We start from the raw sequence: 20,291 nt of genomic DNA on the forward strand, positions 1-20,291 counted from the left end.
GGCGCCGCATCCCCTGTCAACTGCCAGACATCTTCGCGTACTTCAGCACGGGCCGTGCGCAGCGCGGCCAGGACCCGCTGCCCGCCGTCGCCAGCGTGCCGATCAGCCGGGAGACCGTCGGGTCGGAGGCCACCGGCCCGAACACGGCCGGCTCGGCCCGCAACATGCCCACATCGGCCAGGCGGTCCCCGCCCAGCGCCACCGCGAGCGCCACATCCAGCAGGATCTTGCCCGGATCGTGCACCGCCCGCGGCTTGCGCCACGGCTCAAGCGCCGCCGATATCGCCGCATCCGGACCGGACCTGCGGACCGTCTCGACCAGGAGCACCGCGCCGGCCTGCGAGACGGCTCCGCGACCGCCGCCCTCGACGCGGACAGGCGGGTAGGACCCGATACACTTCTTCTCATTCTCGCTGGTCAGAGGCACTTTCTGCATTCTTGGTCACCAGCTGGACGCCTCGTGGAAGCGCGAGGCTAGCGAACATTCGCTCGGACCGCCTCTTCGATCGGTGTCGAACCCGTGTTGAGTTCGAGGATCTGCCGACCGATACGGGGCTCGTGGAGCAGTTCGGCGAGGGTGCCGGCAACGTCGTCGCGGGTGATCTGGCCGTGGAACTCTGCTGGACCGAGGGACACGGCGCCGGTTCCTGGACCATCGAGAAGCAGGGAGGGACGGAGAATCAGCCAGTTCAGCTCACTGCGGCTGAGCGCGATGTCTGCGTCCTTCTTCACGGCGAAGTAGTATTCGACCTCCTCGCCGAGGTCGCGTTCCCGCCATGATTCTGGGAGCACTGAGACCAGTGCAAAGCGCTCGACACCGGCCAGGCGTGCCGCCTCGATCGCTTTCGCGACCCCGTCGCCGTCGACAGCCTTCGTGACCTCCTTGCTACCGCCGTTCGACCCGGCGCTGAAGACGATCGCGTCGACACTGCCGAACGTTGCCGCCAGCTCTTCCACGGTGATGCTGGAGAGATCGCCGACTCGTGCGGTCATGCCTCGCGTTGCGAGCTCGGCCTGCTGGTCTTCTCGGCGAACGAGCCCGCGGACGGCGTCTCCTCGCGAGCGTAGTTTCTGCGCGAGCAGACCGCCGACGCCGCCGGTGATGCCGATGATGAAAACGTCCATCGTGGATGCTCCGTTCGCTGAAAGCAGCTCGTCGGCTCCATCGTCCGTGAGGCCGATACGCGAGGCCAGGGACTGACGGTGTCAGGACGCCGATGACCGCCGTGACCACGCCGGTCGCGGGGACGAGCAGGGGAAATACCGGGCCGGCCGGGCCGGCCGGAAAACGCGACGGCGGGAAAGCCGACCGCGCTCACAGGCACAGCGCCCTGACGTACATCCGGCAGACCGGCGGCGGTGTCCCTTTTGCCGTGGCGGAAACCGTCTGCACTTGTGCTCGGAGGTCCATGGAGCCCGCCGCTTTTCCGCCCGTCGGGAGCAGGCAGGGTGTGGCCCGCATCCGGAGCATGGAATTGGCCTCGGCTGAGACGTATGCACCATGACGCGTATCAGCCCGCCACCCCATACGCACGTCGCACCCTTCGGTGGCTGTCTCAGGTCCCAAGCCAGGCAGTTGCAAGGCTTCAGAAAGGGAACGGCTCATGGACTACAACACCTTCCTCGACACCATCACCCGGCGCGCCTCTGTCCCCCCGGAGAAGGCGGAGCCCCTCACCCGTGCCACGCTGGAAACCCTGGCCGAGCGGCTCACCAGGGGTGAGGCGGAGGACCTCGCGTCCGAACTGCCCAAGCCGCTGAAGGAACCGCTGGTCTCTCCCACTCCGGAGGCCGAGTCCTTCGGACTCGACGAGTTCATCAATCGGGTGAGCCAGCGAGCAGGGGTGAGCCCGGACGAGGCCCGCGAGGGCGTACGGGCGGAGCTGAGCACCCTGAGGGACGCGGTCAGTGATGGCGAGTTCCGCCACGTGATGTCCCAGCTGCCCCGGGATTTCGAGGCTCTCGTCGGCCCCCCGGGCTAGAAGGAGCCAAGACCGACGAGGTCGGCGCCATCATCGAGGAGACGGAACCGGCCGTACTCACTGCGGCCACCTTCCCACTGGTCGAGGGGCGGACGTTCTGCGTCTCGGGCACCTCCGGCGACATCGAGGCCGAGGTACCGTAGGGGCTGTGCTTCCGCGACGTGCGACGTGCGGGTCCTCTCCGACTGGCAGATCCGGGGGGACGGCCACCGGCGGACTCGGACTCGGCATGAAATCGCCGGAGGATCGCATGACGCAATCGACGGTTCCTTCAGCCGGCGCACCCGTGGACGTCGAAGGCGGGGCGCAGCGGCCGTTCTCCGAGCACGCGGCCATGGCCAGGGCGTATCCCGGCGGCAGGATGACCGTTGGCGCCATCACGCCCCTGGAGGGCTTCGAGGGGCCCGTGCCGTCCCTGGCCGGGCACATCGAGCGGATCCAGCAGGCCGAGCGGGCCGGCTTCGCCTCGGTGTGGGTCCGTGACGTGCCGCTGCTGGACCCGAGCTTCGGGGACACCGGGCAGATCTTCGACCCCTGGGTGTACCTGGGGCAGCTCAGTGCCCGCACCACCTCGATCACACTGGGGACCGCCAGCATCGTCATGCCGCTGCGGCATCCCTTGCACACCGCCAAGGCGGCCGCCTCGGTGGACCAGCTGTCAGGCGGGCGGCTCCTGCTCGGGGTGGCCACCGGTGACCGGCCCGTGGAGTTCCCGGCCTTCGGTCAGGATCTGGGCGGCCGGGCCGAGAGGTTCCGTCAGTCGCTGGAGTACTTCCGTGTCGTCCTCGAGCACCGTTTCCCGCACGTGGAGTCGCCGCTCGGCCGGATGCACGGCACCGATCTGCTGCCCAAGCCGGTGTACCGGCGGATCCCCGTACTGATGACGGGACGCGGCAGGCAGGACGTCCGGTGGATCGCCGACAACACAGACGGCTGGCTGTACTACACCCCGCCGCTCCAGCAGCAGGCCGAGAACATCGAGCGGTGGCGGGAGCTGACCCGGGGCGATGACGGTGGGTTCAAGCCGTACGCGCAGGCCACCTATCTGGATCTGGCCGAGGACCCGCTGGCCCTGCCCCGGCCCATCCACCAGGGCTTCTCGGTGGGCCGGGTGTCGTTCCTGGCGATGATGCGGGCCTGGCAGGGCATCGGCGTCGACCAGCTGATGATCAACTTCAAGCACAGCCGCCGTCCGGTCTCCGAAGTGATCGACGAACTGGCCGAACACGTGCTGCCGCACTTCCCACCCGGGCGCTCCGGGGCGCGCGGCGAGCACCGGCCCGTGGAGCGGACCGGGCCCTGAGGAAGCACGCCCCCCGGCGCCCCCTGCGTGAGAGCGCTGGGCTCAGTCCCGGACCGCCCCGGACGGCCGCTCCTGCGCGTAGTCGCACGTGCCCTCCGTCCGGAACTGCAGGGCCGCCCTGGTCACCTCCGCGCCGAGGCCGCGCAATTGGTCCGCGACCGCCTGGTCCGTGAGGCGTCCGTCGCCGTCGAAGACCCGGGAGGACCGCGGGACCGCGAACACCAGCGGCACGGCCCAGCCGCGCAGCGACCGCACGATGAACTCCATCGCGTTGATCGCCTGCAGGCCCTGCACTCCACCGGCGGTCGTCAGCATCCCCACGGGTTTGTTGCTGAGGTAGGGCGGGTCGTGGTCGGCCAGGAGGGCGAGCCAGTCCACCGCGTTCTTGAACGCGCCGCTGACCGACCCGTGGTAGGTCGGGCTGCTCCACAGCAGGGCGTCGGCGGCCTGAACGGTGTCCGCAAACCGGCGGGCGGACGCGGGGATCTGGTGTTCGGACGTGTAGAACGGAAGAGCCAGCCGCTTGAGGTCGATCACCAGGGTGCCGGCGCCCGCATCGGCCGCCCCCTCGACCGCCACACCCAGTGCGGTGAGGCTGGTCGACGGGGTGCGCAGCGAACCTCCCATTCCGACGACGAGCGGGCGCGTCATCCTGTCCACTCCTTCAGAGCATCTCCAGGGGCGTGGGCCCGCCGGGTGGCGGGAACGCCCCGTCGAGGGCGTCGAGCGCCTCGGTGGGAAGGTGGAGGTCCACTGCGCCGCGGTTCTCCCGAACGTGGTCGGGTGATCCGGAACGCGGGATCGCGGCCACCCCCTGTTCCAGCACCCAGGCGAGTGCCACCTGGGTCGGCGTTGCTCCGAGGGCCCGGGCCACGGCACCCAGTGCCTCGACCTTCAGGAGCCGCCCCTGCTCGATCGGGGAGTAGGCCATGACCGTCACCCCGGCCTCGCGGCACCAGGGGAGAAGATCCCAGTCGATGCCGCGCCGGGAGAGGTTGTACAGCACCTGGTCGACGGCCGCGGCGTCGCCACCGGGGAGGGTGGTCAGCTCGGCCATGTCGGCGAGGTCCAGATTGCTCACGCCCCAGTAACGGATCTTCTCCGCCTCCATCAGGTCGGTGAATCCCGCAAGGGTCTCCTCGAGTGGCCACCGTCCCCGCCAGTGCAGCAGGTACAGGTCCAGCTGTTCCGTGCCGAGCCGCCGCAGGCTGCCCTCGCAGGCGGCGACGGTGCCCTTCCGGTCGGCGTGGCCGGGCAGCACCTTGCTGACGAGGAAGACCTCTTCCCGGCGTCCGCGGAGGGCCTCCCCGACGAGTTCCTCGGCTGCGCCGTCGCCGTACATCTCCGCCGTGTCGACGACGGTCATCCCCAGGTCCACGCCGAGCCGCAGTGCGGCGATCTCCTGTTCACGCCGGGCCGGGTCCTCGCCCAGGTACCAGGTGCCCTGCCCGAGCGCCGCGATCTCCTCACCGCCGGGGAGCGCAATCGTTCTGGCCGATTCCGCAGACATCTCGGACCTCCCGTCCGCCGCGGATCCGTGTCACGGGCACCCGCACCGGGTGCCCAGGTCCGCGCCTCCCAGACAGCCGTGTCGCACGCGCTGGAGGGAGGTCAGGAAGGGCGAGCGGAACAACAGCCCGGAGCCGGCTCCCGACAGGGACACGACGACCAGGTAGAGCCAAGTCCCGGGTCTCGGGGGTGCACAGCACCAGCGCCAGGCACATTGCCATGGCCAGCGTGAGGATCGCCTGGGCGCATCACCCGGCGGATTCGAGGGCCTGGGAGAAGTCCGTTCCGAGCTGCGACATCAGGTCATTGAACTCCTTCTCGCTGATCGCCTCGCGGAGCACGGCCAGTACGGTCCGCACACCCCGGTCGGCTTCCTCCTCCTTGAGCATGGTGCGTTCGGCCACGCGCCGCACGCTGTCGTGGTGGCCGAAGCGCTCGATGCGGTCCGTGGTTCCCCGGCGCACCGCCTCCGCGAGGCCCTCGGGGAGCTCGGTGATCAGGTCCCTGGCCTCCCCCGGGCTCAGCCTGTGGGCCAGCGTCTCGAGCGTGGCCCACGTCAGGTCCCCCGCCTCCTGCCGGCTCAGTCCGGTGCGCTCGGCGACGGTACGGACGAAATCCTGCTCATCCATGCGTCGTCCTCCTTCGCTGCTGTGTTGCGACGAACGGCGCGGATCCCTTGCAAGCCTGCCACGCCCGCCCGGCCCGCGCCCGCCCACGGACGGCGGTGACCACGACCACCATGAGAGCGCCGACGGAGCCGAACTCGGGCGGCGACTCTGCGCATTCGACGTGAACCACAGAGGACCCTGGTGCCACAGCTTGCCGTGGGAGGGGACGAATCAGCACGTGTAAGCGGGTCCGGGCGTGGAAACCCGAGGTGCACCGACTTCAGGGAGGCGTCATGGACGCCCATGTCACTGCCCAGGGAAGCCCCATCGCCACGGTCAACCCGTACACCGGTGAAAGGGTTCGGGAGTTCCCGGCGCTGAGCGCGGAGGACGTAGGGCGCGCGATCGACGCGGCGCACCGTAGCTTTCCGAACTGGCGTGCTCGGTCGACGGCCGACCGGGGGGCCCTCGTGCAACGTGCCGGCCGGCTCATGAGGGAGCGCAAGGAGGAACTGGCGCACCTCCTGACCCTTGAGGTCGGCAAGCTGATCGACTCGAGCCGTGCAGAGGTCGACCTCGCGTCCGACATCCTCACCTACTACGGCGAGCACGGCCCCGAGTTGCTGGAAGAACGCCCCCTGCCGGTGCCCGAGGGCATGGCCGTGCTGGTGAACGAGCCGCTCGGCGTCCTTCTCGGGGTGATGCCGTGGAACTTCCCGCTGTACCAGGTCGTCCGATTCGCGGGTCCGAACCTCGTCCTCGGCAACACGATCCTGCTCAAGCACGCGAGTAGCTGCCCTCAGTCCGCACTGGCACTCGAGCAGCTGTTCACGGATGCGGGTGTGCCGACCGGGGTCTACACCAATCTTTTCGTGCGGGGCAAAGACGTCGGGAAGATCATCGATGACTCTCGAGTGCAGGGAGCGTCACTCACCGGAAGCGAGCGGGCGGGCGTGAGCTTGGGCGAGATCGCCGGCCGCAATGTCAAGAAGTCCGTCCTCGAGCTGGGTGGCAGTGATCCCTTCGTCGTGCTGGACGATCACAACCTCGAGCGCACCGTGTACGCCGCGTTCCTCGGCCGGATGGGCAACACCGGGCAGTGCTGCGTGGCGGCCAAGCGCTTCATCGCCCTTGCCGACGTCTACGACGCCTTCGTCACCGGGCTGCGTGACCGGATGAGCGAGGTGCAACCGGGAGATCCGGTAGACCCCGCCACCACGCTCGGCCCGCTGTCCTCCGAGGCCGCGGCCGAACTCCTGATGGAGCAGGTTCGTGACGCGGTGGACAAGGGGGCCACGGTGGTGCTGGGCGGCGGGCGGCCCGACCTGCCGGGCGCCTTCGTCGAGCCGACCCTTCTCACCGACGTCACACCGGACATGCGGGCCTACCGGGAAGAGCTCTTCGGCCCGGTCGCCACGGTCTACCGGGTCGCCGACGAGGACGAGGCCGTGGCACTGGCCAACACCTCTCCCTACGGCCTGGGAGGCGCGGTCTTCGCCGCCGACCCGGAACGTGCTCGCGGAGTCGCGGACCGGCTGGAGGCGGGCATGGTATGGATCAACCATCCGACCGCGTCCCGACCGGAGCTGCCCTTCGGCGGCATCAAGCGCTCCGGCTACGGGCGCGAACTCGGCGACGTGGGCATCATGGAATTCGCGAACCGCAAGCTTGTGCGCTACGTGGACGCCGACGCCCCGATCGCCGAAGTGCTGGGCTGACTGCGTTCGATCACCCAGCGGCGGCGGCCCGACGCGCGACCGGCGCCGCGCGGCCCGGCCCGTCAGCTGTCCAGCTCCTCCTCGATCGGCGGTTTCGGCACCTCGCGCAGATGCTGGGACTGTCCCGGCCTGCCTCCCTCCCGGGCCTGCTCGGCTCGCTGTGCCGGGCTCAGCCCGAGGTCGGAGTCGGGGTCCACGCGGACCGACCGGGCCACCTCCTCGCGGTTGGCGTACTGCTCGGCCGGGATGCCGCGCAGCGCCTTGACGACCTCCGGCGCGGCGCCCGACCGGCTCGCCGCTTCGATCAGCTTGTCCTTGCCGGCGGGGAAGTCGACATCCTTGATGGCCTTCACCACGTCCCGGGCGCTCGTACTGTGAGTCATGGCCCCTTCTCCCTCATCGGAATCCGGAATCCTGGGCCACCCGGGTAACCGGCAGGGGCCGCTCACTCACCTCCTTCACTCGCCGGTTTTCCCTCCTGGCGGTGCTTCTCACCGCGGCCGGTATCCAGGACTCCGCAGCCGGCACCCGGCTGCTCGACCCGGTCGCCGGCCGTCCCGGCATCCGCAGGGCGGCCCAGGTGTTCCTCCGCCGCCCGGCCCACCCACTGGCAGCGCTGCTGGTCGCCAGGAGGTTCAGCCGGTCCTCGACGTTCGCGAGGTCGTCGCCGCTGGTGTCGCGGATGCGCTGGAGCCGATAGCGCAGCGTGCTGCGGTGGATCGCGAGGGGTTCCGGGAACCGGTGACAGCGCGGGAAAGCGCACCCTCGCCCAGGCGACGGGTGGTCCAGTGGCGCTAGGCGTCCTCGCCCCGCTCGCCCTCGGCCTGGGATGGCTCGCTCCGGGGGACGTCCGGGTGCCGTTCCGTTTCGGTACGCTCGCCCGTCTCGTCCCGCTCGCCCTCGGCCTGCGAGGGTGTGCGCGAGTACCAGGCGTCGTAATCAGGGGCTCCGGATTTCATGAGGGGCCTCCTTCGTCGCTCACGTCCATCCTCCCAGCTTGTCCGGGACCTCCGCGACGTGTCCCTTCTCCGACTTCGCCTCGACGTACCCGAAGGGTGTACCGCTCGGCGCGGCGATGTCCCTCAGCTTGCGGAACACCGTGGCGGAGTGCGGCGTCAGCCGCCGGCCACGGCGCGCACCGCCTCCTCGACCGGGGTGGACCCGCTGATCAGCTCGAGGATGCGCCCGGCGGTCCTGGGCTCGTGGAACAGGGCGGCGAGCACCGCAGCCACGTCATCGCGCGGCACCTGGCCGCGGTCGGTGTGCTCGGCGAGCGTGACGCGGCCGCTACCGGGGTCGTCGGTCAGCGTCCCCGGGCGCAGAATCGTCCAGTCCAGTCCCGGACGGGAGGCGATGTCGGCGTCCGCCTCGCCCTTGGCTTTCAGGTAGGCGGCGAACACCGGGTCGGTGCCGGGCGGCGGCGGGCTGTCCACGCCCATCGCGGAGATCACCAGGAAGCGGCGCGTCCCGGCGCGCTCGGCCGCGTCGGCGAGGAGGATGGCCGCGTTCCGGTCCACCGTCTGCTTGCGGGCCGCGCCGCTGCCCGGTCCGGCGCCCGCGGCGAACAGTGCCGCGTCGGCGCCGCCGAGGTGGCCGGCCACCTCGTCCACCGAGGCGTGCTCCAGGTCGCACACCACCGGTTCCGCGCCGTCCGCGCGCAGGTCGTCGGCGTGGTCCGGGTTGCGGATCAATCCTGTGACGTTGTCGCCGCGCGCTGAGAGCAGCCGGGTCAGCCGGCGCGCGATCTTTCCGTGTCCACCCGCGATCACGATGTGCATGGGGTCATTCTTGCCACACGCGACCGCTCACGCCGGGCTGCGGCACTGCCGCGGCAGGTCGGGTCCCGCGGTTGCCGCAATGTCGGCGTACTCGTGCACCGAGCTGGTGCGCGAGACCACCCGGCCACCGGGTCGCGCCGCAGGTGCTCGGGGATCCGCGATGGCGATTCTGTCGTCAGGAGCGCGCGAGCCGGGCCGCGAGATAGGGCGCGGTGGCGCTGCGGCGGGCCCTCGCCACCTTGGCCGGCGGACCCGTCGCGACCACCCGCCCGCCCGCGTCGCCGCCGCCCGGACCGAGGTCGATGACCCAGTCGGCGGTGGCGATCGTGGCCAGGTCGTGCTCGACGAGGACGACCGTGTTGCCGGCGTCGACGAGCCGGTGCAACTGTCGCAGCAGCAGCGCGATGTCCGAGGGGTGCAGCCCCGCCGTCGGCTCGTCGAGCAGGTAGAGCGCGTGCCCGCGGCGGGCTCGCTGCAGTTCGGTGGCCAGTTTGATGCGTTGCGCCTCACCGCCGCTGAGTTCCGTCGCGGGCTGGCCCAGCCGCAGGTACCCCAGTCCCACCTCGCGCAACGTCTCCAGACTGCGGGAGGCGGCCGGGACGGCGGACAGGAACGTGGCGGCGGCGTCGACGGACAGCGCCAGTACTTCCGCGATGTTCTTGCCTCGGTAGGTGACTTCCAGCGTTTCGGCGTTGTACCGGGCGCCGTGGCAGGTCGGGCACGGCGCGTAGGTGCCGGGCAGGAACAGCAGTTCCACCGCGACGAAACCCTCGCCCTGGCAGGTCTCGCACCGCCCTTCGGGCACGTTGAAGGAGAACCGCCCGGCCGAGTAGCCGCGCGCCCTGGCCTCGTCCGTCGCCGCGTACAGCTTGCGCACCGCGTCGAACATGCCGGTGTACGTGGCCAGGTTGGACCGGGGAGTCCGGCCGATGGGCCGTTGGTCGACCAGGACCAGCCGGTCGAACGACTCGACCCCCGACGCGTCCTGGACGTCGACCTCCAGCTGCGCCTCGTCGGGTTCCTCGGGTACGAGTCCGAGGTGGCCGCGGACGACCTCGGCGAGCACCTGCGTCACCAGCGTCGACTTTCCGGAACCGGACACGCCCGTCACCGCCGTCAGCACGCAGAGCGGTACGTCGACGGACACATCGCGCAGATTGTGGCGGGAGACGCCACGCAGGTGCAGCCAGCCGTGCGGTGTGCGCGGGCGGTGATCGACCGGTTGGGCGCGCCCGAACAGGTACTGGCTCGTGGCCGACTCCCCGACCTGCTCAAGACCGGAGACCGGGCCGCTGTACAGCACGCGTCCGCCGCCCTCGCCCGCACCGGGGCCGATGTCGACCACCCAGTCCGCCCGCCGTACGACGTCCATGTCGTGCTCGACGACGAACAGGGAGTTGCCCGCCGCCTTGAGACGGTCCAGCACGTCCAGCAGCGGTTCCGCGTCAGCCGGGTGCAGGCCCGCGGAGGGTTCGTCGAGGACGTAGACGACGCCGAACAGCCCCGAGCGCAGCTGAGTGGCGATCCGCAGACGCTGCGCCTCGCCTGGCGACAGGGTCGTCGAGCGGCGCCCGAGGCTGAGATATCCGAGGCCCAGGTCGAGCAGTACGTCGATCCGCGCGACCAGATCGCCGCAGATCCGGACGGCGACCTCGGTCGTCTCCCCGGATCGGGCGGTCGACGTGGTGGCGTCGGCCTCGGACCGCCCCGCGACGGGCCGCAGCAGCGCCACGACCTCGGTGAGCGGCATCGCGTTGATCTCGGCGATGGAGCGTCCGGCGAAGGTCACGGCGAGCGCCTCGGGCCGCAGTCCGCTGCCGTGACACTCGGGGCAGGGCACACTCCTGACGAACCGGAGCGCCCGTTCGCGCATCTTCTCGCTCTTGGAGTCGGCGAGGACGTGCATGACGTGCTTGCGGGCGCTCCAGAACTTGCCCTGGTAGCCGTAGTCGATACGGTCCTCCTCCGGCTCGATGTACACGGAGGGCTGCTCGTCCGTGTACAGCAGCCAGTCCCGGTCCCTCTTCCTGAGCCTGCGCCACGGGCGGTCGATGTCGATCCCCAGGCCCTTCACGACACTGCGCAGGTTGGCGCCCTGCCAGGCGCCCGGCCAGGCGGCGATCGCTCCCTCGCGGATGCTCAGCGAGGGGTCCGGGACGAGCAGGTCCTCGGCGACGTCGTGCACGACGCCCAGTCCGTGGCATTCCGGGCAGGCGCCGGCCGCGGTGTTGGGCGAGAACGACTCGGCTTCCAGCCGTGCGGCCCCGGGCGGATAGGTGCCGGCGCGGGAGTACAGCATGCGCAGCAGATTGGACAGCGTGGTGAGGGTGCCGACCGTCGAGCGCGAGCTGGGCGACCCGCGTCGCTGCTGCAGGGCCACGGCCGGTGGCAGTCCGGTGATCTCCTGCACGTGCGGTGCGCCGACCTGTTGCAACAGCCTTCGGGCGTACGGTGCCACGGACTCGAAGTAGCGCCGCTGGGCCTCCGCGTAGAGCGTGCCGAACGCGAGCGAGGACTTGCCCGAACCGGAGACGCCGGTGAAGGCGACCATCGCGTCCCGCGGAACGTCGACATCGATGTTCCGCAGATTGTTCTCACTGGCGCCCCGGACATGCACGAAGGGGTCGGTCGCGTCCTTGTTCACCGTTCCTGATTACCTGATCGCGCCGGGAACCGCGCGACATGCGCCGTCACCGGGCCCCGCTCACACGAGCGCTCGGACAGCTCCCGGTATGAGACGCTCCAAGGAACGTACGTCAGGCCGGCACCCACGCCTCCAGCTCGTCCAGGGTCGACATCCGGCGTCTCCAGGTGCTCCAGCCGCCCCTGGAGAAGCAGACGGCGTCGTCAGTCCCTGCCGACCACGACCACCTCGTCCCCAGCCGCCCAGCGGCGCCGCTCGGCCTTGGGCGGGTTGATCCGCACGCCGTAGCCGGGACTCGTCGACGCCTCGTCGTGGCTGCGGTAACCGATGGCGCATTCGCCGCGTTGACGGGCCGCGGCCACGACCGTGGCGAAGGACGTCTCACACCCCGGCAGCACGTAGTCGCCGGCCGGCCGCAGGCGGATACCGGTGCCGTCGGCCGAGAACAGTTCCTCGAAGACGGCTGCCAGGTGCCGGTTCTGGGAGATCTGTGCCATGAGAAGGCCGATGAGCTTGCCGCTGATGATCACGTCGGCGCCGGGGCCGATGGGGGCCAGCGCCCGGTTGCGGTCGTCGATCAGTTCGGTGACGACGGGCAGTTCGCGCCCGGTGGTCTCCTCCAGCTGACGCAGCAGCAGGAGGGTGACGAGCGTGCGGTTGTCGGGGGCGTCCGGCGGCTGTTCGGGGGCGGGGTCCTGGCCGAGCACGATCAGGCTGTCGTAGGAGTGAACGTCCAGACACCGCAGGGTCTCGGGACGGGTCACGTCCCCGTGGTGCAGTGTCAGGGTCAGGTCGGTGCCGCCTCGGGCCTCGGTCTCGCTCACCTGCCGGACCGTCGCCGCGTCGCCGTCCGCCACCACGTCGACGACTGACCCGGGCCGGGCGCGGCGGCGCAACTGGTCGACTATGAGCGGCGCCCGACGGTTCCAGCCCAGCAGGAGGACCCGCTCCGGTCGTGCGGGCGTCGCGGGGCCGGACGCCATCGCCGCCTTCTCGACCGACTCCGCGCAGTCGCGGAGCCAGGCCGTGTCGTCGTCGCGGGAGATGACGACGAGCTGGTCGCCCGGGGTGATGGGTGTCTGCGGTGGCGGGTTGAGCAGTGGGGTGGCTCCGCGCATGATCCCGACGACGCTCGACGTCGGGTAGGACAGCAGCGCGTCGCCGAACGGCAGGCCGGCCAGCGCCGGTTCGGTGATCAGGTAGAACTCGTCGCCTGCGAAGTCGAGGAGTTCCTGGTGGACGAGGGAGAGGCCGGGGCGGCGGGCGGCCTGGACGATCAGCCGGGCGGTGACGGTGTCGCTCTCCAGGACGACACCGTCCGGTCCGGCGGCGAGAGACGCGGCCAGTCGGTAGCGGTCGTCCCGGACGGCGGCGACGACAGGCGGACGGGTTCCCTCCCCGGCCAGCGCCGCCCTGAGCGCCAGCAGCGTCCTGACCACCTCGGCGTCCGCGTCGGGCTCGTCGTGGGGCAGGACCAGCACGACACCGGCCGCGGCCGGGCTGGTCAGGGTGAGCACCGACGGGTCGGTGGTGGGGCCGCTGCGGCAGATCAGCCGTGTCCGGCCGACGGGTCCCACCTTCGTGCTCAGGGCCTCCTCCATTTCGGTCTTGTCCCGGTCGGCCAGTACGGCCACCGCCGCCCGCGGCTGGTTGGCGCCCGCGGCCACCAGTTCGCTCACCACCGTGAAGACCTGCTCCGACCACCCCAGGACCACGGCATGCCCTTGTTCGAGCACGGTGGAACGACCCCGCCGCAGCGCGGTGAGCCGATCCGTGAGCGTCGTCGTGATCAGGCCCACGAGCGTCGAGACGTACAGCAGGGCGACCAGGGCGAGCAGCACCGACATGGTCACGCGCAGCGGCGGGCCCGTCGCACCGCCCAGCCTCAGTGTCTCCCCGGTGAGGTGCCATACCTCCGCCAGCCGGTCCGCCGGGGACGCGGGCGCGTCGGGGTCGGTCCACACCAGCACCGCGCTGGCCGGGACGACGACGGCCAGACACAGCAGCGCCATCCACCCGACGAGCGCGGAGGCGCCGCGGGTCAGCGTGCTGTCGAACCAGTAGCGGGCTCTGGCACCGAACGGAGTGCGCCGCTGCGCCACCCTTCCCCCCTCTGTCGCCCCGCGCTCTTGGGGCAGTCTCGGAGATCGGTCGAAGCGGCAGACGGAGTTCGCTCGGCATTCATCCCTTCGGGTCTCCCGAGCCGTCCACGCCGGCGGACGTGTCCTGACGTCAGGGTTTGTCGCCTCTTCGCTCCTTCGAGTCAACGCCGGTGCGAAGGGCGGGTGGCTGGTGCCGGCCGCCAGTACAAAGGCCGCCATGACTGAAGATCATGCGGTTTTACGTGCAGACGGCGGTCTCTCCCGGAGGGGCTTCGCCGCGGCGGCCGGCACGGCCACGGTGGCGACGGCCCTGACCGGCGGTACCGCCGCGGCTGTCCCCGCAGCGGCCGCAACAGCAGCGCCGGCCGCGCAGGGCGAGCGCCGTGGTGTCGACTTCGACCGGTGCCTCGCCGTCGCTCGCGCACTGCTCGTACTGGACTCCGACGACCGCCCTCTCGTCCCGCGTTACCAGCGCGTCCTCCAGGAGGGGCTGCCGGCTCAGCGGCGGACGCGTCCCAAGGACGTCCTGGTCATCGGTGCCGGCCCGGCCGGTCTGGTGACCGCCTGGCTGCTGAAGAACGCAGGGCACCGGGTGACCGTACTGGAGGCCAACGGCAACCGCGCGGGCGGACGTATCAAGACCTTCCGGAGCGGCGGCCACGAGCAGGCCGAGCAGCCCTTCGCCGATCCGCGTCAGTACGCCGAGGCGGGCGCGATGCGCATCCCGGGCAGCCATCCCCTGGTGATGGAGCTGATCGACCAGTTCGGCCTGAAGAAGCGGCGATTCCACTACGTCGACGTCGACACCGAGGGGCGGGCCGCCGCCCGCGCCTGGATCCATGTCAACGGGATCCGCGTGCGGCGCGCAGACTACGCCCGCGCGCCCCGGCGCGTGAACCGGTCCTTCGGCGTCCCCGAGGTGCACTGGGACACCCCGGCCGCCGCCATCCTGCGCTCCGTGCTGGACCCGGTGCGCGACGAGTTCAGTTATGTCGACCGCCACGGCAAGCGGGTCGAGAAGCCGCTCCCCGAGCGGCTGCGGGGCTGGGCCCGTGTGGTGCGGCGGTTCGGGGACTGGTCGATGTTCCGCTTCCTGACCGAGCACGCCGGCTTCGACGAGCGGACCATCGACCTGATCGGCACCCTGGAGAACCTCACCTCGCGCCTTCCGCTGTCCTTCATCCACAGCTTCATCGGCTCCTCCCTCATCAGCCCCGACACGCCTTTCTACGAGCTGGAGGGCGGGACGGCCGTGCTGCCGGACGCCCTTCTGGAGCGCGTACGCAAGGACGTGCGGTTCGACCGTCGGGTCACGCGGATCGCCTACCACCACCCCGACCGCCCCGCGCCGGACGGCGGACACGTCCGGAGCAAGGGCCCGCACGTATGGGTGGACACGGTGTCCGAGGGGCGGGGCGGTCCCGTGGTGCGCGAGCAGTTCACCGCGGACGTGGCCGTGGTGACGGTGCCGTTCTCCGGACTGCGCCACGTGCAGATCGCGCCGCCCCTGTCGTACGGCAAGCGCCGCGCGGTCTGCGAACTGCACTACGACAGCGCGACCAAGGTGCTGCTGGAGTTCAGCCGCCGCTGGTGGGTGTTCGACGAGGCCGACTGGAAGCGCGAGCTGAACGCCGTCGACCCGGGCCTGTACGAGGCGTACCGCACCGGCCGCGCCGCCTCGGACGGCAGTCTGCTCGGCGCCCACCCCTCCGTGCCCGCCGGGCACATCACACCGGGGCAGCGCACCCACTACGCCGCCAACCGCGCGATCACACGCGAGCAGCCGGAGGCGGTCGACGTCGTGGGGGGCGGCTCGGTGTCGGACAACGCCAACCGGTTCATGTTCCACCCGTCCCACCCGGTCCCGGGCAGCGCGGGGGGTGTCGTCCTGGCCTCCTACAGCTGGGCGGACGACGCGCTGCGCTGGGACTCCCTGGAGGAGGAGGCCCGGTACCCGCACGCTCTGTGCGGTCTGCAACAGGTCTACGGACAGCGGATCGAGGTCTTCTACACCGGCGCGGGCCGCACACAGAGCTGGCTGCGCGATCCCTACGCCTACGGTGAGGCGTCCGTGCTCCTGCCCGGGCAGCACACCGAGTTGCTGCCCGCTATTCCGGCGTCCGAGGGCCCGTTGCACTTCGCCGGGGACCACACGTCGGTCAAGCCGGCGTGGATCGAGGGAGCGGTGGAGTCCGCCGTGCGTACCGCCCTGGAGATCCACACCGGGTGAGCCGCGCGGCACGCGAGGGGTGGGCGTCGTGAAACTTCTGTGCGCGAGGAGGAGACTTTAAGTTTCAAACTTCAAATGCGTCACGGCGGCTGCGACAGTGAGTCCCACGGGGGCGACACATGACGTCTTGTCACAGCACCGGGACGACAGTTGGCCTACCACGACACGTACGGGCGGACAGCCGGCGCCTTCCTGAGCCCCGCCCTCGGGTGGGTCCTGGCGCTCACCGGCGCGGTGGTGCTGCCGCTCGCCGCCGCGACCGCACTCGAGCCGGACGCCGGGCAGTGGCGTGACCGGAGCCCGGGCGTCTACACCGTGAAGGCCGTGGAGGAGGCGCCCGGGCGACCGGGCGCCTCGGCGCCGCGCGGCGGGCCCGGTTCCGCCACGACGGTCTTCGCCCCGGCCCCCTCCCCCTCACCCTCACCCCTGCCGGCGCCGGAGCCTCCGTAGGCCGACTTCCGGATCAGGCCCGCCAGGCGTACCGCCGTTCCGGCCGTCCGGCCACGCCGTAGCGCAGGGACACCTCGGCGCGGCCGACGGTGTGGAAGTGCTCCAGGTAGCGGCGGGCGCTCACGCGGGACACGCCGGTCGGGGCGGCGCACTCGGTGGCGGAGAGGGTGCCGTCCGCCGCGCGCAGGGCCCGCTCGACCAGGTCCGCGGTCTCCACGCTCATCCCCTTGGGCAGGGTGGGTGCCGGTGCGGGGACGACCGCTCCGGCCAGGACGCGGTCCACGTCCGCCTGGCCGCGTACGACGGCCGTGAGCAGCCGGCCCCGCTGGGCGGCGTAGCGCTCCAGGCGGGGGCGCAGATCCTCGAAGTCGAAGGGTTTGAGGAGGTAGTCGACCACGCCGCGGCGGACGGCGCCGCGTACCGTGTCGGCTTCCTGCGCGGCGCTGATGACCATGACGTCGCAGTCGTGGCCGGCGGTGCGCAGCCGGGGGACGACGTCGAGGCCGAACATGTCGGGGAGGTACAGGTCGAGCAGGACGAGGTCGGGGCGCAGCGCGCCCACGGCCTCGATCGCCTGGCCGCCGGTGTGGGCCACGCCGACGACGCGGAACGGCTCGACGCGTTCGACGAACGTGCGGTGGACCCGGGCGACCATGAAGTCGTCGTCGACCACGAGGACGTCGATGCCGCCCGCCCTCCCGTCCGCCTTGTCGCGGGTTCCGGTGGTCATGGGGCCGCTCCTTCCGCCAGTTGCTCGGCGAGCCGGCCGACGGTCAGGCGTGCGGTGAACACGGCCCCGTCGGGGGTGTTGGCCACCGAGATCTCACCCCCGTGCCGTTCGCAGACCAGCTTGGTCAGGGCCAGTCCGATGCCCCGCTCGCCCTCCCGCGCCGCCTTGGTCGTGAAGCCGTGCGAGAACACCTCGCGGGCCAGTTCGGGAGCCACGCCGGGCCCGGAGTCGCGGACCACGATCTCCACGCTGGAGGCGTCCTGCCGCAGCGCCACCTCGACCCACCGTTCCCCGTCGGGGGCGGCGGCGTCGACGGCGTTGTCCACGAGATTGCCCACCACGGTCGCCAGGTCGGCGGCGTCCTCGGGGGCCAGCCGCTCCAGCGCGGTGTCGTCGGAGATGCGCAGGCTGACCTTGCGTTCGGCCGCGAGGGACGCCTTCGCCATCAGCAGCGCCGCCACGGCGGTGTCCCCGACCCGGCGGCTGAGGGTGACGTCGAGCGACTGGCGGCGCTGGTTCAACGCGCGGATGTAGCGCACGACTTCGTCCTGCTCGCCGATCTGGATCAGCCCCGAGATGGTGTGCAACTGGTTGGCGAACTCGTGCGCCTGTGCCCGCAGCAGCTCCGAGGAGCTGCGGAAGGAGCCGATCTCCCGTTCCAGCCGGGCGAGTTCGGTGCGGTCGCGCAGGGTGGTGACCGAGCCGAGGAGCCTGCCGTCCTTGGTGACGGTCATGCGGTTCATCACCAGGACCCTGCCGTGGCGGACGACGACCTCGTCCGGCTTGCCGGCGGCGGTGGTGCCGGCCAGCACGTCCCGCAGCCGTCCGTCGATGCCCAGGCCGTCGAGGCTCTGGCCGACGCAGTCCTCGGGCAGGTCGAGCAGGCGGCGGCCCATGTCGTTGACGAGGGTGAGCCGTTGCTGCGGGTCCAGGGCGATCACGCCCTCGGCGATCCCGTACAGCATCGCCTCCCGGTGCTCGGCGAGCCCGGCGATCTCCCGTGGCTCCAGCCCGAGGGTCTGCCGCTTCACCCGCCGGGCGAGCAGCCAGGAGCCCGCCACGCCGAGTCCGCTGGCGATGCCCAGGTAGGCGAGCAGGTACGAGGAGGCGCCGCTGAGCCGCTGCCACACCGTCGGGTCGGCCTCACCGATCATCACCGTGCCGAGGACCCGGCCGAGGTTCTCCTCCGTCGCCCCGAGGACGGGAACCTGGGCGGCCAGCTCACGGTTGCCGTCCAAGGTCAGCTGCCCGGCCCAGCCGCGCCCGGGGAGGGCGCCCTGCCGCGGGGGCAGTCGCTCGCCGACCACCGTGGGATTGGTGGAGCTGACGATCCGGCCGGCCGCGTCGGCCACCGTCACCGAGGTCACCCCGGACTGCGCCTGTGTGGCGTGCACCAGCGGGGCGAGCGTCTCCCCGGGGGCGGGTCGCACCAGCTGGCTGCGGACGAGGGGGTTGGCGGCCAGTTGTTCGGCCAGTGCGCTCACCCGGCGTCCCTCGACGCGGTTGAAGGTGGCCTGCGACTGGGCGAGCGAGACCGCGGCGACCGCCAGCAGCACCACCACGACGATGGCGAGCTGGAGCACCAGCATCTCGCCCGCGAGCGAATGGCGACGGAAGGTGGCGACCACAACAAACTCAATCTTTACTGCTGACACAAGTGGGGCGGCTCATGTGCCGAGTCGCACAATCATGACCCCGGCCAGGGAAAACCGGAAGGGAGTGGCATGAGACGTCCCGCACGCGCTCTGCGCTGCGCCCTCGCCGCCCTGGTCCTGCTGGTGGCCGTCGGATGCGGGGGGTGGCCGGGCGACGGGCCCGCGCGGGATGTGCGGCTCATGGTGCCCAACACTCCCGGCGGCGGCTACGACACCACCGCCCGCACCGCGGCCAGGGTGCTGGACGAGACCGGCATCGCCCCGGACGTGCAGGTGTTCAACCTGCCGGGTGCCGGGGGCACGGTGGGGCTGCAGCGCCTCGCCGACGAGAGGGGCAACGGCGATCTCGCGCTGCAGATGGGCCTCGGGGTCGTGGGCGCCTCGCACGCGGCCGGGTCACGGGTGACCGTCACCGGGACCACCCCGATCGCCCGTCTGATCGAGGAGGCCGGCGCGGTCGTCGTGCGCGCGGACTCGCCGTACCGGACGATCGGCGCCCTGGTGGACGCCTGGCGTGAGGACCCCGGCCGGCTCAGGGTCGGCGGTGGCTCCTCCGTCGGCGGTCCCGACCATCTCCTGCCGATGGAGCTGGCGCAGGCGGTCGGCATCGACCCGAGGAAGGTCCGCTACGTGCCGTACGACGGCGGGGGCGGTGATCTGCTGCCCGCGCTGCTGGAGGGCCGGGTCGACGTCGCCACCAGCGGGTTCGGCGAGTTCCTCGACCAGCGACGCGCCGGCCGGGTGCGGGTGCTCGCCGTCACCGGCGAACGGCCGGTGGGTGTCCTGCCGGGCGTCCCGACGCTGAAGTCCGCCGGGATCGACCTGGTCTTCGACAACTGGCGGGGCATCGTGGCCCCGCCCGGTATCAGCGCCACCGACCGGCGGCGCTGGGTCGAGGCGCTGACCGAGCTGCACGCCTCCCGCCGGTGGCAGGAGGAGCTCCGCCGGCACGGGTGGACCGACGTGTTCGCCACCGGCCGCGCCTTCGAGTCCTTTCTCGCCCGGCAGGACGCGCAGGTCGCCGGTCTCGTCCGCCGTCTGGGGCGGCCGTGACGTCAGGAGCCGTTCGCGGTGGGGCCGATGCCGCTCAGCTCCCGGACGGTGCCGCCGAGTTTCGCGCGGAGGGGCTCGAGCATCCCCGGTTTGGCGCTGACCACCCAGCGCATGCCGACGAGGTACTTGCCCCCGTACACGCGGGCCGACTCCAGCCAGGTCTCCTTGAGTTTCTCCTCGGGGAAGGTGGTGATGAGGAAGTCGCCCTTCTCGGTGTGGCACACGCCCTCGCGCAGCTCGTCCGCCTCGGTGCGGATCTTCACCTTGCAGCCTGCCAGGCCGGCGATCACCTCCACCTTCGCCGGCGCGACGACCCCGGCTGCGGGAGCGGCGGCCCCGCTCGGCTTCGCCGCCTTGCCGCCGCCGGCCGGCTCGTCGTCGCCACCGTCGCAGGCGGTGGCAAGGGACAGTACGACCAGCGCGGCGGCCGGCGCCGCCGCGCGCAGCCTGCGGGTGCGCGACGGGGTCCGGCCAGTGGGTCGTGCGTGCGGTTGCTGCTGGGACACGTCGCCTCTCCGGGTGCGGACGG

18 protein-coding genes and 2 pseudogenes are annotated in these 20,291 nt (G+C 71.4%); 6 read left to right on the plus strand and 14 right to left on the minus strand.

What is annotated here, in order from left to right:
* Both ABEA82_RS20080 and ABEA82_RS20085 read right to left on the minus strand, forming a co-directional pair.
* A pseudogene (locus ABEA82_RS20080) lies at nt 1-436 on the minus strand (transposase); the annotation flags it as partial.
* 38 nt (nt 437-474) lie between these two features.
* The gene (locus ABEA82_RS20085) at nt 475-1,125 is read right to left on the minus strand and encodes an NAD(P)H-binding protein (protein ID WP_345662948.1); all 651 of its coding nucleotides are present in this window, start codon (nt 1,123-1,125) and stop codon (nt 475-477) included.
* 479 nt (nt 1,126-1,604) lie between these two features.
* On the opposite strand from ABEA82_RS20085, the gene ABEA82_RS20090 reads away from it, so the two are divergent.
* Both ABEA82_RS20090 and ABEA82_RS20095 read left to right on the plus strand, forming a co-directional pair.
* A complete protein-coding gene (locus tag ABEA82_RS20090) occupies nt 1,605-1,982 on the plus strand; it encodes a DUF2267 domain-containing protein (RefSeq protein ID WP_345662949.1) in 378 nt (125 codons plus the stop codon).
* 250 nt (nt 1,983-2,232) lie between these two features.
* Nucleotides 2,233-3,285, plus strand: a complete 1,053-nt coding sequence (locus ABEA82_RS20095) for an LLM class oxidoreductase (protein ID WP_345662950.1) — start codon at nt 2,233-2,235, stop codon at nt 3,283-3,285.
* 42 nt (nt 3,286-3,327) lie between these two features.
* Here ABEA82_RS20095 and ABEA82_RS20100 read toward each other — a convergent pair whose 3' ends face one another.
* The 3 genes from ABEA82_RS20100 to ABEA82_RS20110 form a co-directional block, all read right to left on the minus strand.
* Nucleotides 3,328-3,936 carry an NADPH-dependent FMN reductase gene (locus ABEA82_RS20100; protein ID WP_345662951.1) on the minus strand — a complete coding sequence of 203 codons (609 nt, stop codon included), beginning with the start codon at nt 3,934-3,936 and terminating at the stop codon, nt 3,328-3,330.
* A gap of 13 nt (nt 3,937-3,949) precedes the next feature.
* Nucleotides 3,950-4,795, minus strand: coding sequence for an aldo/keto reductase (locus ABEA82_RS20105; protein WP_345662952.1), 846 nt, complete (start codon nt 4,793-4,795; stop codon nt 3,950-3,952).
* A gap of 247 nt (nt 4,796-5,042) precedes the next feature.
* A complete protein-coding gene (locus ABEA82_RS20110) occupies nt 5,043-5,423 on the minus strand; it encodes a DUF2267 domain-containing protein (protein WP_345662953.1) in 381 nt (126 codons plus the stop codon).
* 272 nt (nt 5,424-5,695) lie between these two features.
* Between ABEA82_RS20110 and ABEA82_RS20115 the strand changes: the two genes are divergently transcribed.
* Nucleotides 5,696-7,120 (plus strand): NAD-dependent succinate-semialdehyde dehydrogenase, encoded by a 1,425-nt coding sequence (locus tag ABEA82_RS20115; protein WP_345662954.1) that lies wholly within the window; start codon nt 5,696-5,698, stop codon nt 7,118-7,120.
* Nucleotides 7,121-7,182: 62 nt separating this feature from the next.
* Here the strand turns inward: ABEA82_RS20115 and ABEA82_RS20120 are convergent, their stop codons facing one another.
* From ABEA82_RS20120 to ABEA82_RS20145, 6 genes and pseudogenes are all read right to left on the minus strand, one after another.
* Nucleotides 7,183-7,503, minus strand: a complete 321-nt coding sequence (locus ABEA82_RS20120) for a DUF2795 domain-containing protein (RefSeq protein ID WP_345662955.1) — start codon at nt 7,501-7,503, stop codon at nt 7,183-7,185.
* A 247-nt stretch (nt 7,504-7,750) separates the two neighbouring features.
* Nucleotides 7,751-7,852, minus strand: a pseudogene (locus ABEA82_RS20125) (helix-turn-helix domain-containing protein); the annotation flags it as partial.
* 62 nt (nt 7,853-7,914) lie between these two features.
* On the minus strand, nt 7,915-8,079 hold the full coding sequence (locus ABEA82_RS20130) for a hypothetical protein (protein WP_345662956.1): 165 nt from the start codon (nt 8,077-8,079) through the stop codon (nt 7,915-7,917).
* Nucleotides 8,080-8,235: 156 nt separating this feature from the next.
* On the minus strand, nt 8,236-8,898 hold the full coding sequence (locus tag ABEA82_RS20135) for an SDR family oxidoreductase (protein ID WP_345662957.1): 663 nt from the start codon (nt 8,896-8,898) through the stop codon (nt 8,236-8,238).
* Nucleotides 8,899-9,073: 175 nt separating this feature from the next.
* Entirely contained in the window at nt 9,074-11,542 is a 2,469-nt protein-coding gene (gene uvrA / locus ABEA82_RS20140) for an excinuclease ABC subunit UvrA (protein ID WP_345662958.1), read from the minus strand.
* A gap of 203 nt (nt 11,543-11,745) precedes the next feature.
* The gene (locus ABEA82_RS20145; protein ID WP_345662959.1) at nt 11,746-13,644 is read right to left on the minus strand and encodes a CASTOR/POLLUX-related putative ion channel; all 1,899 of its coding nucleotides are present in this window, start codon (nt 13,642-13,644) and stop codon (nt 11,746-11,748) included.
* 217 nt (nt 13,645-13,861) lie between these two features.
* On the opposite strand from ABEA82_RS20145, the gene ABEA82_RS20150 reads away from it, so the two are divergent.
* On the plus strand, nt 13,862-15,874 hold the full coding sequence (locus ABEA82_RS20150) for a flavin monoamine oxidase family protein (protein WP_345662960.1): 2,013 nt from the start codon (nt 13,862-13,864) through the stop codon (nt 15,872-15,874).
* A 150-nt stretch (nt 15,875-16,024) separates the two neighbouring features.
* Nucleotides 16,025-16,324: a hypothetical protein gene (locus ABEA82_RS20155; RefSeq protein WP_345662961.1), complete on the plus strand. Its 300-nt coding sequence runs from the start codon at nt 16,025-16,027 to the stop codon at nt 16,322-16,324.
* A gap of 13 nt (nt 16,325-16,337) precedes the next feature.
* Here ABEA82_RS20155 and ABEA82_RS20160 read toward each other — a convergent pair whose 3' ends face one another.
* Nucleotides 16,338-17,054 carry a response regulator gene (locus ABEA82_RS20160; protein WP_345662962.1) on the minus strand — a complete coding sequence of 239 codons (717 nt, stop codon included), beginning with the start codon at nt 17,052-17,054 and terminating at the stop codon, nt 16,338-16,340.
* The gene (locus ABEA82_RS20165; protein ID WP_345662963.1) at nt 17,051-18,682 is read right to left on the minus strand and encodes a sensor histidine kinase; all 1,632 of its coding nucleotides are present in this window, start codon (nt 18,680-18,682) and stop codon (nt 17,051-17,053) included. The genes ABEA82_RS20160 and ABEA82_RS20165 overlap by 4 nt, the downstream gene beginning before the upstream one ends.
* Nucleotides 18,683-18,778: 96 nt before the next feature.
* Between ABEA82_RS20165 and ABEA82_RS20170 the strand changes: the two genes are divergently transcribed.
* Nucleotides 18,779-19,762 (plus strand): tripartite tricarboxylate transporter substrate binding protein, encoded by a 984-nt coding sequence (locus ABEA82_RS20170; RefSeq protein WP_345662964.1) that lies wholly within the window; start codon nt 18,779-18,781, stop codon nt 19,760-19,762.
* 2 nt (nt 19,763-19,764) lie between these two features.
* On the opposite strand, the gene ABEA82_RS20175 is transcribed toward ABEA82_RS20170, so the two are convergent.
* Nucleotides 19,765-20,268, minus strand: a complete 504-nt coding sequence (locus ABEA82_RS20175; protein WP_345662965.1) for a hypothetical protein — start codon at nt 20,266-20,268, stop codon at nt 19,765-19,767.
* Nucleotides 20,269-20,291 lie beyond the last annotated feature (23 nt).

The organism is Streptomyces venetus (genome assembly GCF_039540295.1).
Classification (GTDB): domain Bacteria; phylum Actinomycetota; class Actinomycetes; order Streptomycetales; family Streptomycetaceae; genus Streptomyces; species Streptomyces venetus.

Bases quoted from the DNA above. Each gene is read 5' to 3' on its own strand.
- ABEA82_RS20150 (WP_345662960.1), top strand. From the start codon at position 13,862: ATGACTGAAGATCATGCGGTTTTACGTGCAGACGGCGGTCTCTCCCGG.
- ABEA82_RS20085 (WP_345662948.1), bottom strand. From the start codon at position 1,125: ATGGACGTTTTCATCATCGGCATCACCGGCGGCGTCGGCGGTCTGCTC.
- ABEA82_RS20120 (WP_345662955.1), bottom strand. From the start codon at position 7,503: ATGACTCACAGTACGAGCGCCCGGGACGTGGTGAAGGCCATCAAGGAT.
- ABEA82_RS20135 (WP_345662957.1), bottom strand. From the start codon at position 8,898: ATGCACATCGTGATCGCGGGTGGACACGGAAAGATCGCGCGCCGGCTG.
- ABEA82_RS20100 (WP_345662951.1), bottom strand. From the start codon at position 3,936: ATGACGCGCCCGCTCGTCGTCGGAATGGGAGGTTCGCTGCGCACCCCG.
- ABEA82_RS20095 (WP_345662950.1), top strand. From the start codon at position 2,233: ATGACGCAATCGACGGTTCCTTCAGCCGGCGCACCCGTGGACGTCGAA.
- ABEA82_RS20130 (WP_345662956.1), bottom strand. From the start codon at position 8,079: ATGAAATCCGGAGCCCCTGATTACGACGCCTGGTACTCGCGCACACCC.
- ABEA82_RS20160 (WP_345662962.1), bottom strand. From the start codon at position 17,054: ATGACCACCGGAACCCGCGACAAGGCGGACGGGAGGGCGGGCGGCATC.
- ABEA82_RS20105 (WP_345662952.1), bottom strand. From the start codon at position 4,795: ATGTCTGCGGAATCGGCCAGAACGATTGCGCTCCCCGGCGGTGAGGAG.
- ABEA82_RS20170 (WP_345662964.1), top strand. From the start codon at position 18,779: ATGAGACGTCCCGCACGCGCTCTGCGCTGCGCCCTCGCCGCCCTGGTC.
- ABEA82_RS20115 (WP_345662954.1), top strand. From the start codon at position 5,696: ATGGACGCCCATGTCACTGCCCAGGGAAGCCCCATCGCCACGGTCAAC.
- ABEA82_RS20110 (WP_345662953.1), bottom strand. From the start codon at position 5,423: ATGGATGAGCAGGATTTCGTCCGTACCGTCGCCGAGCGCACCGGACTG.
- ABEA82_RS20090 (WP_345662949.1), top strand. From the start codon at position 1,605: ATGGACTACAACACCTTCCTCGACACCATCACCCGGCGCGCCTCTGTC.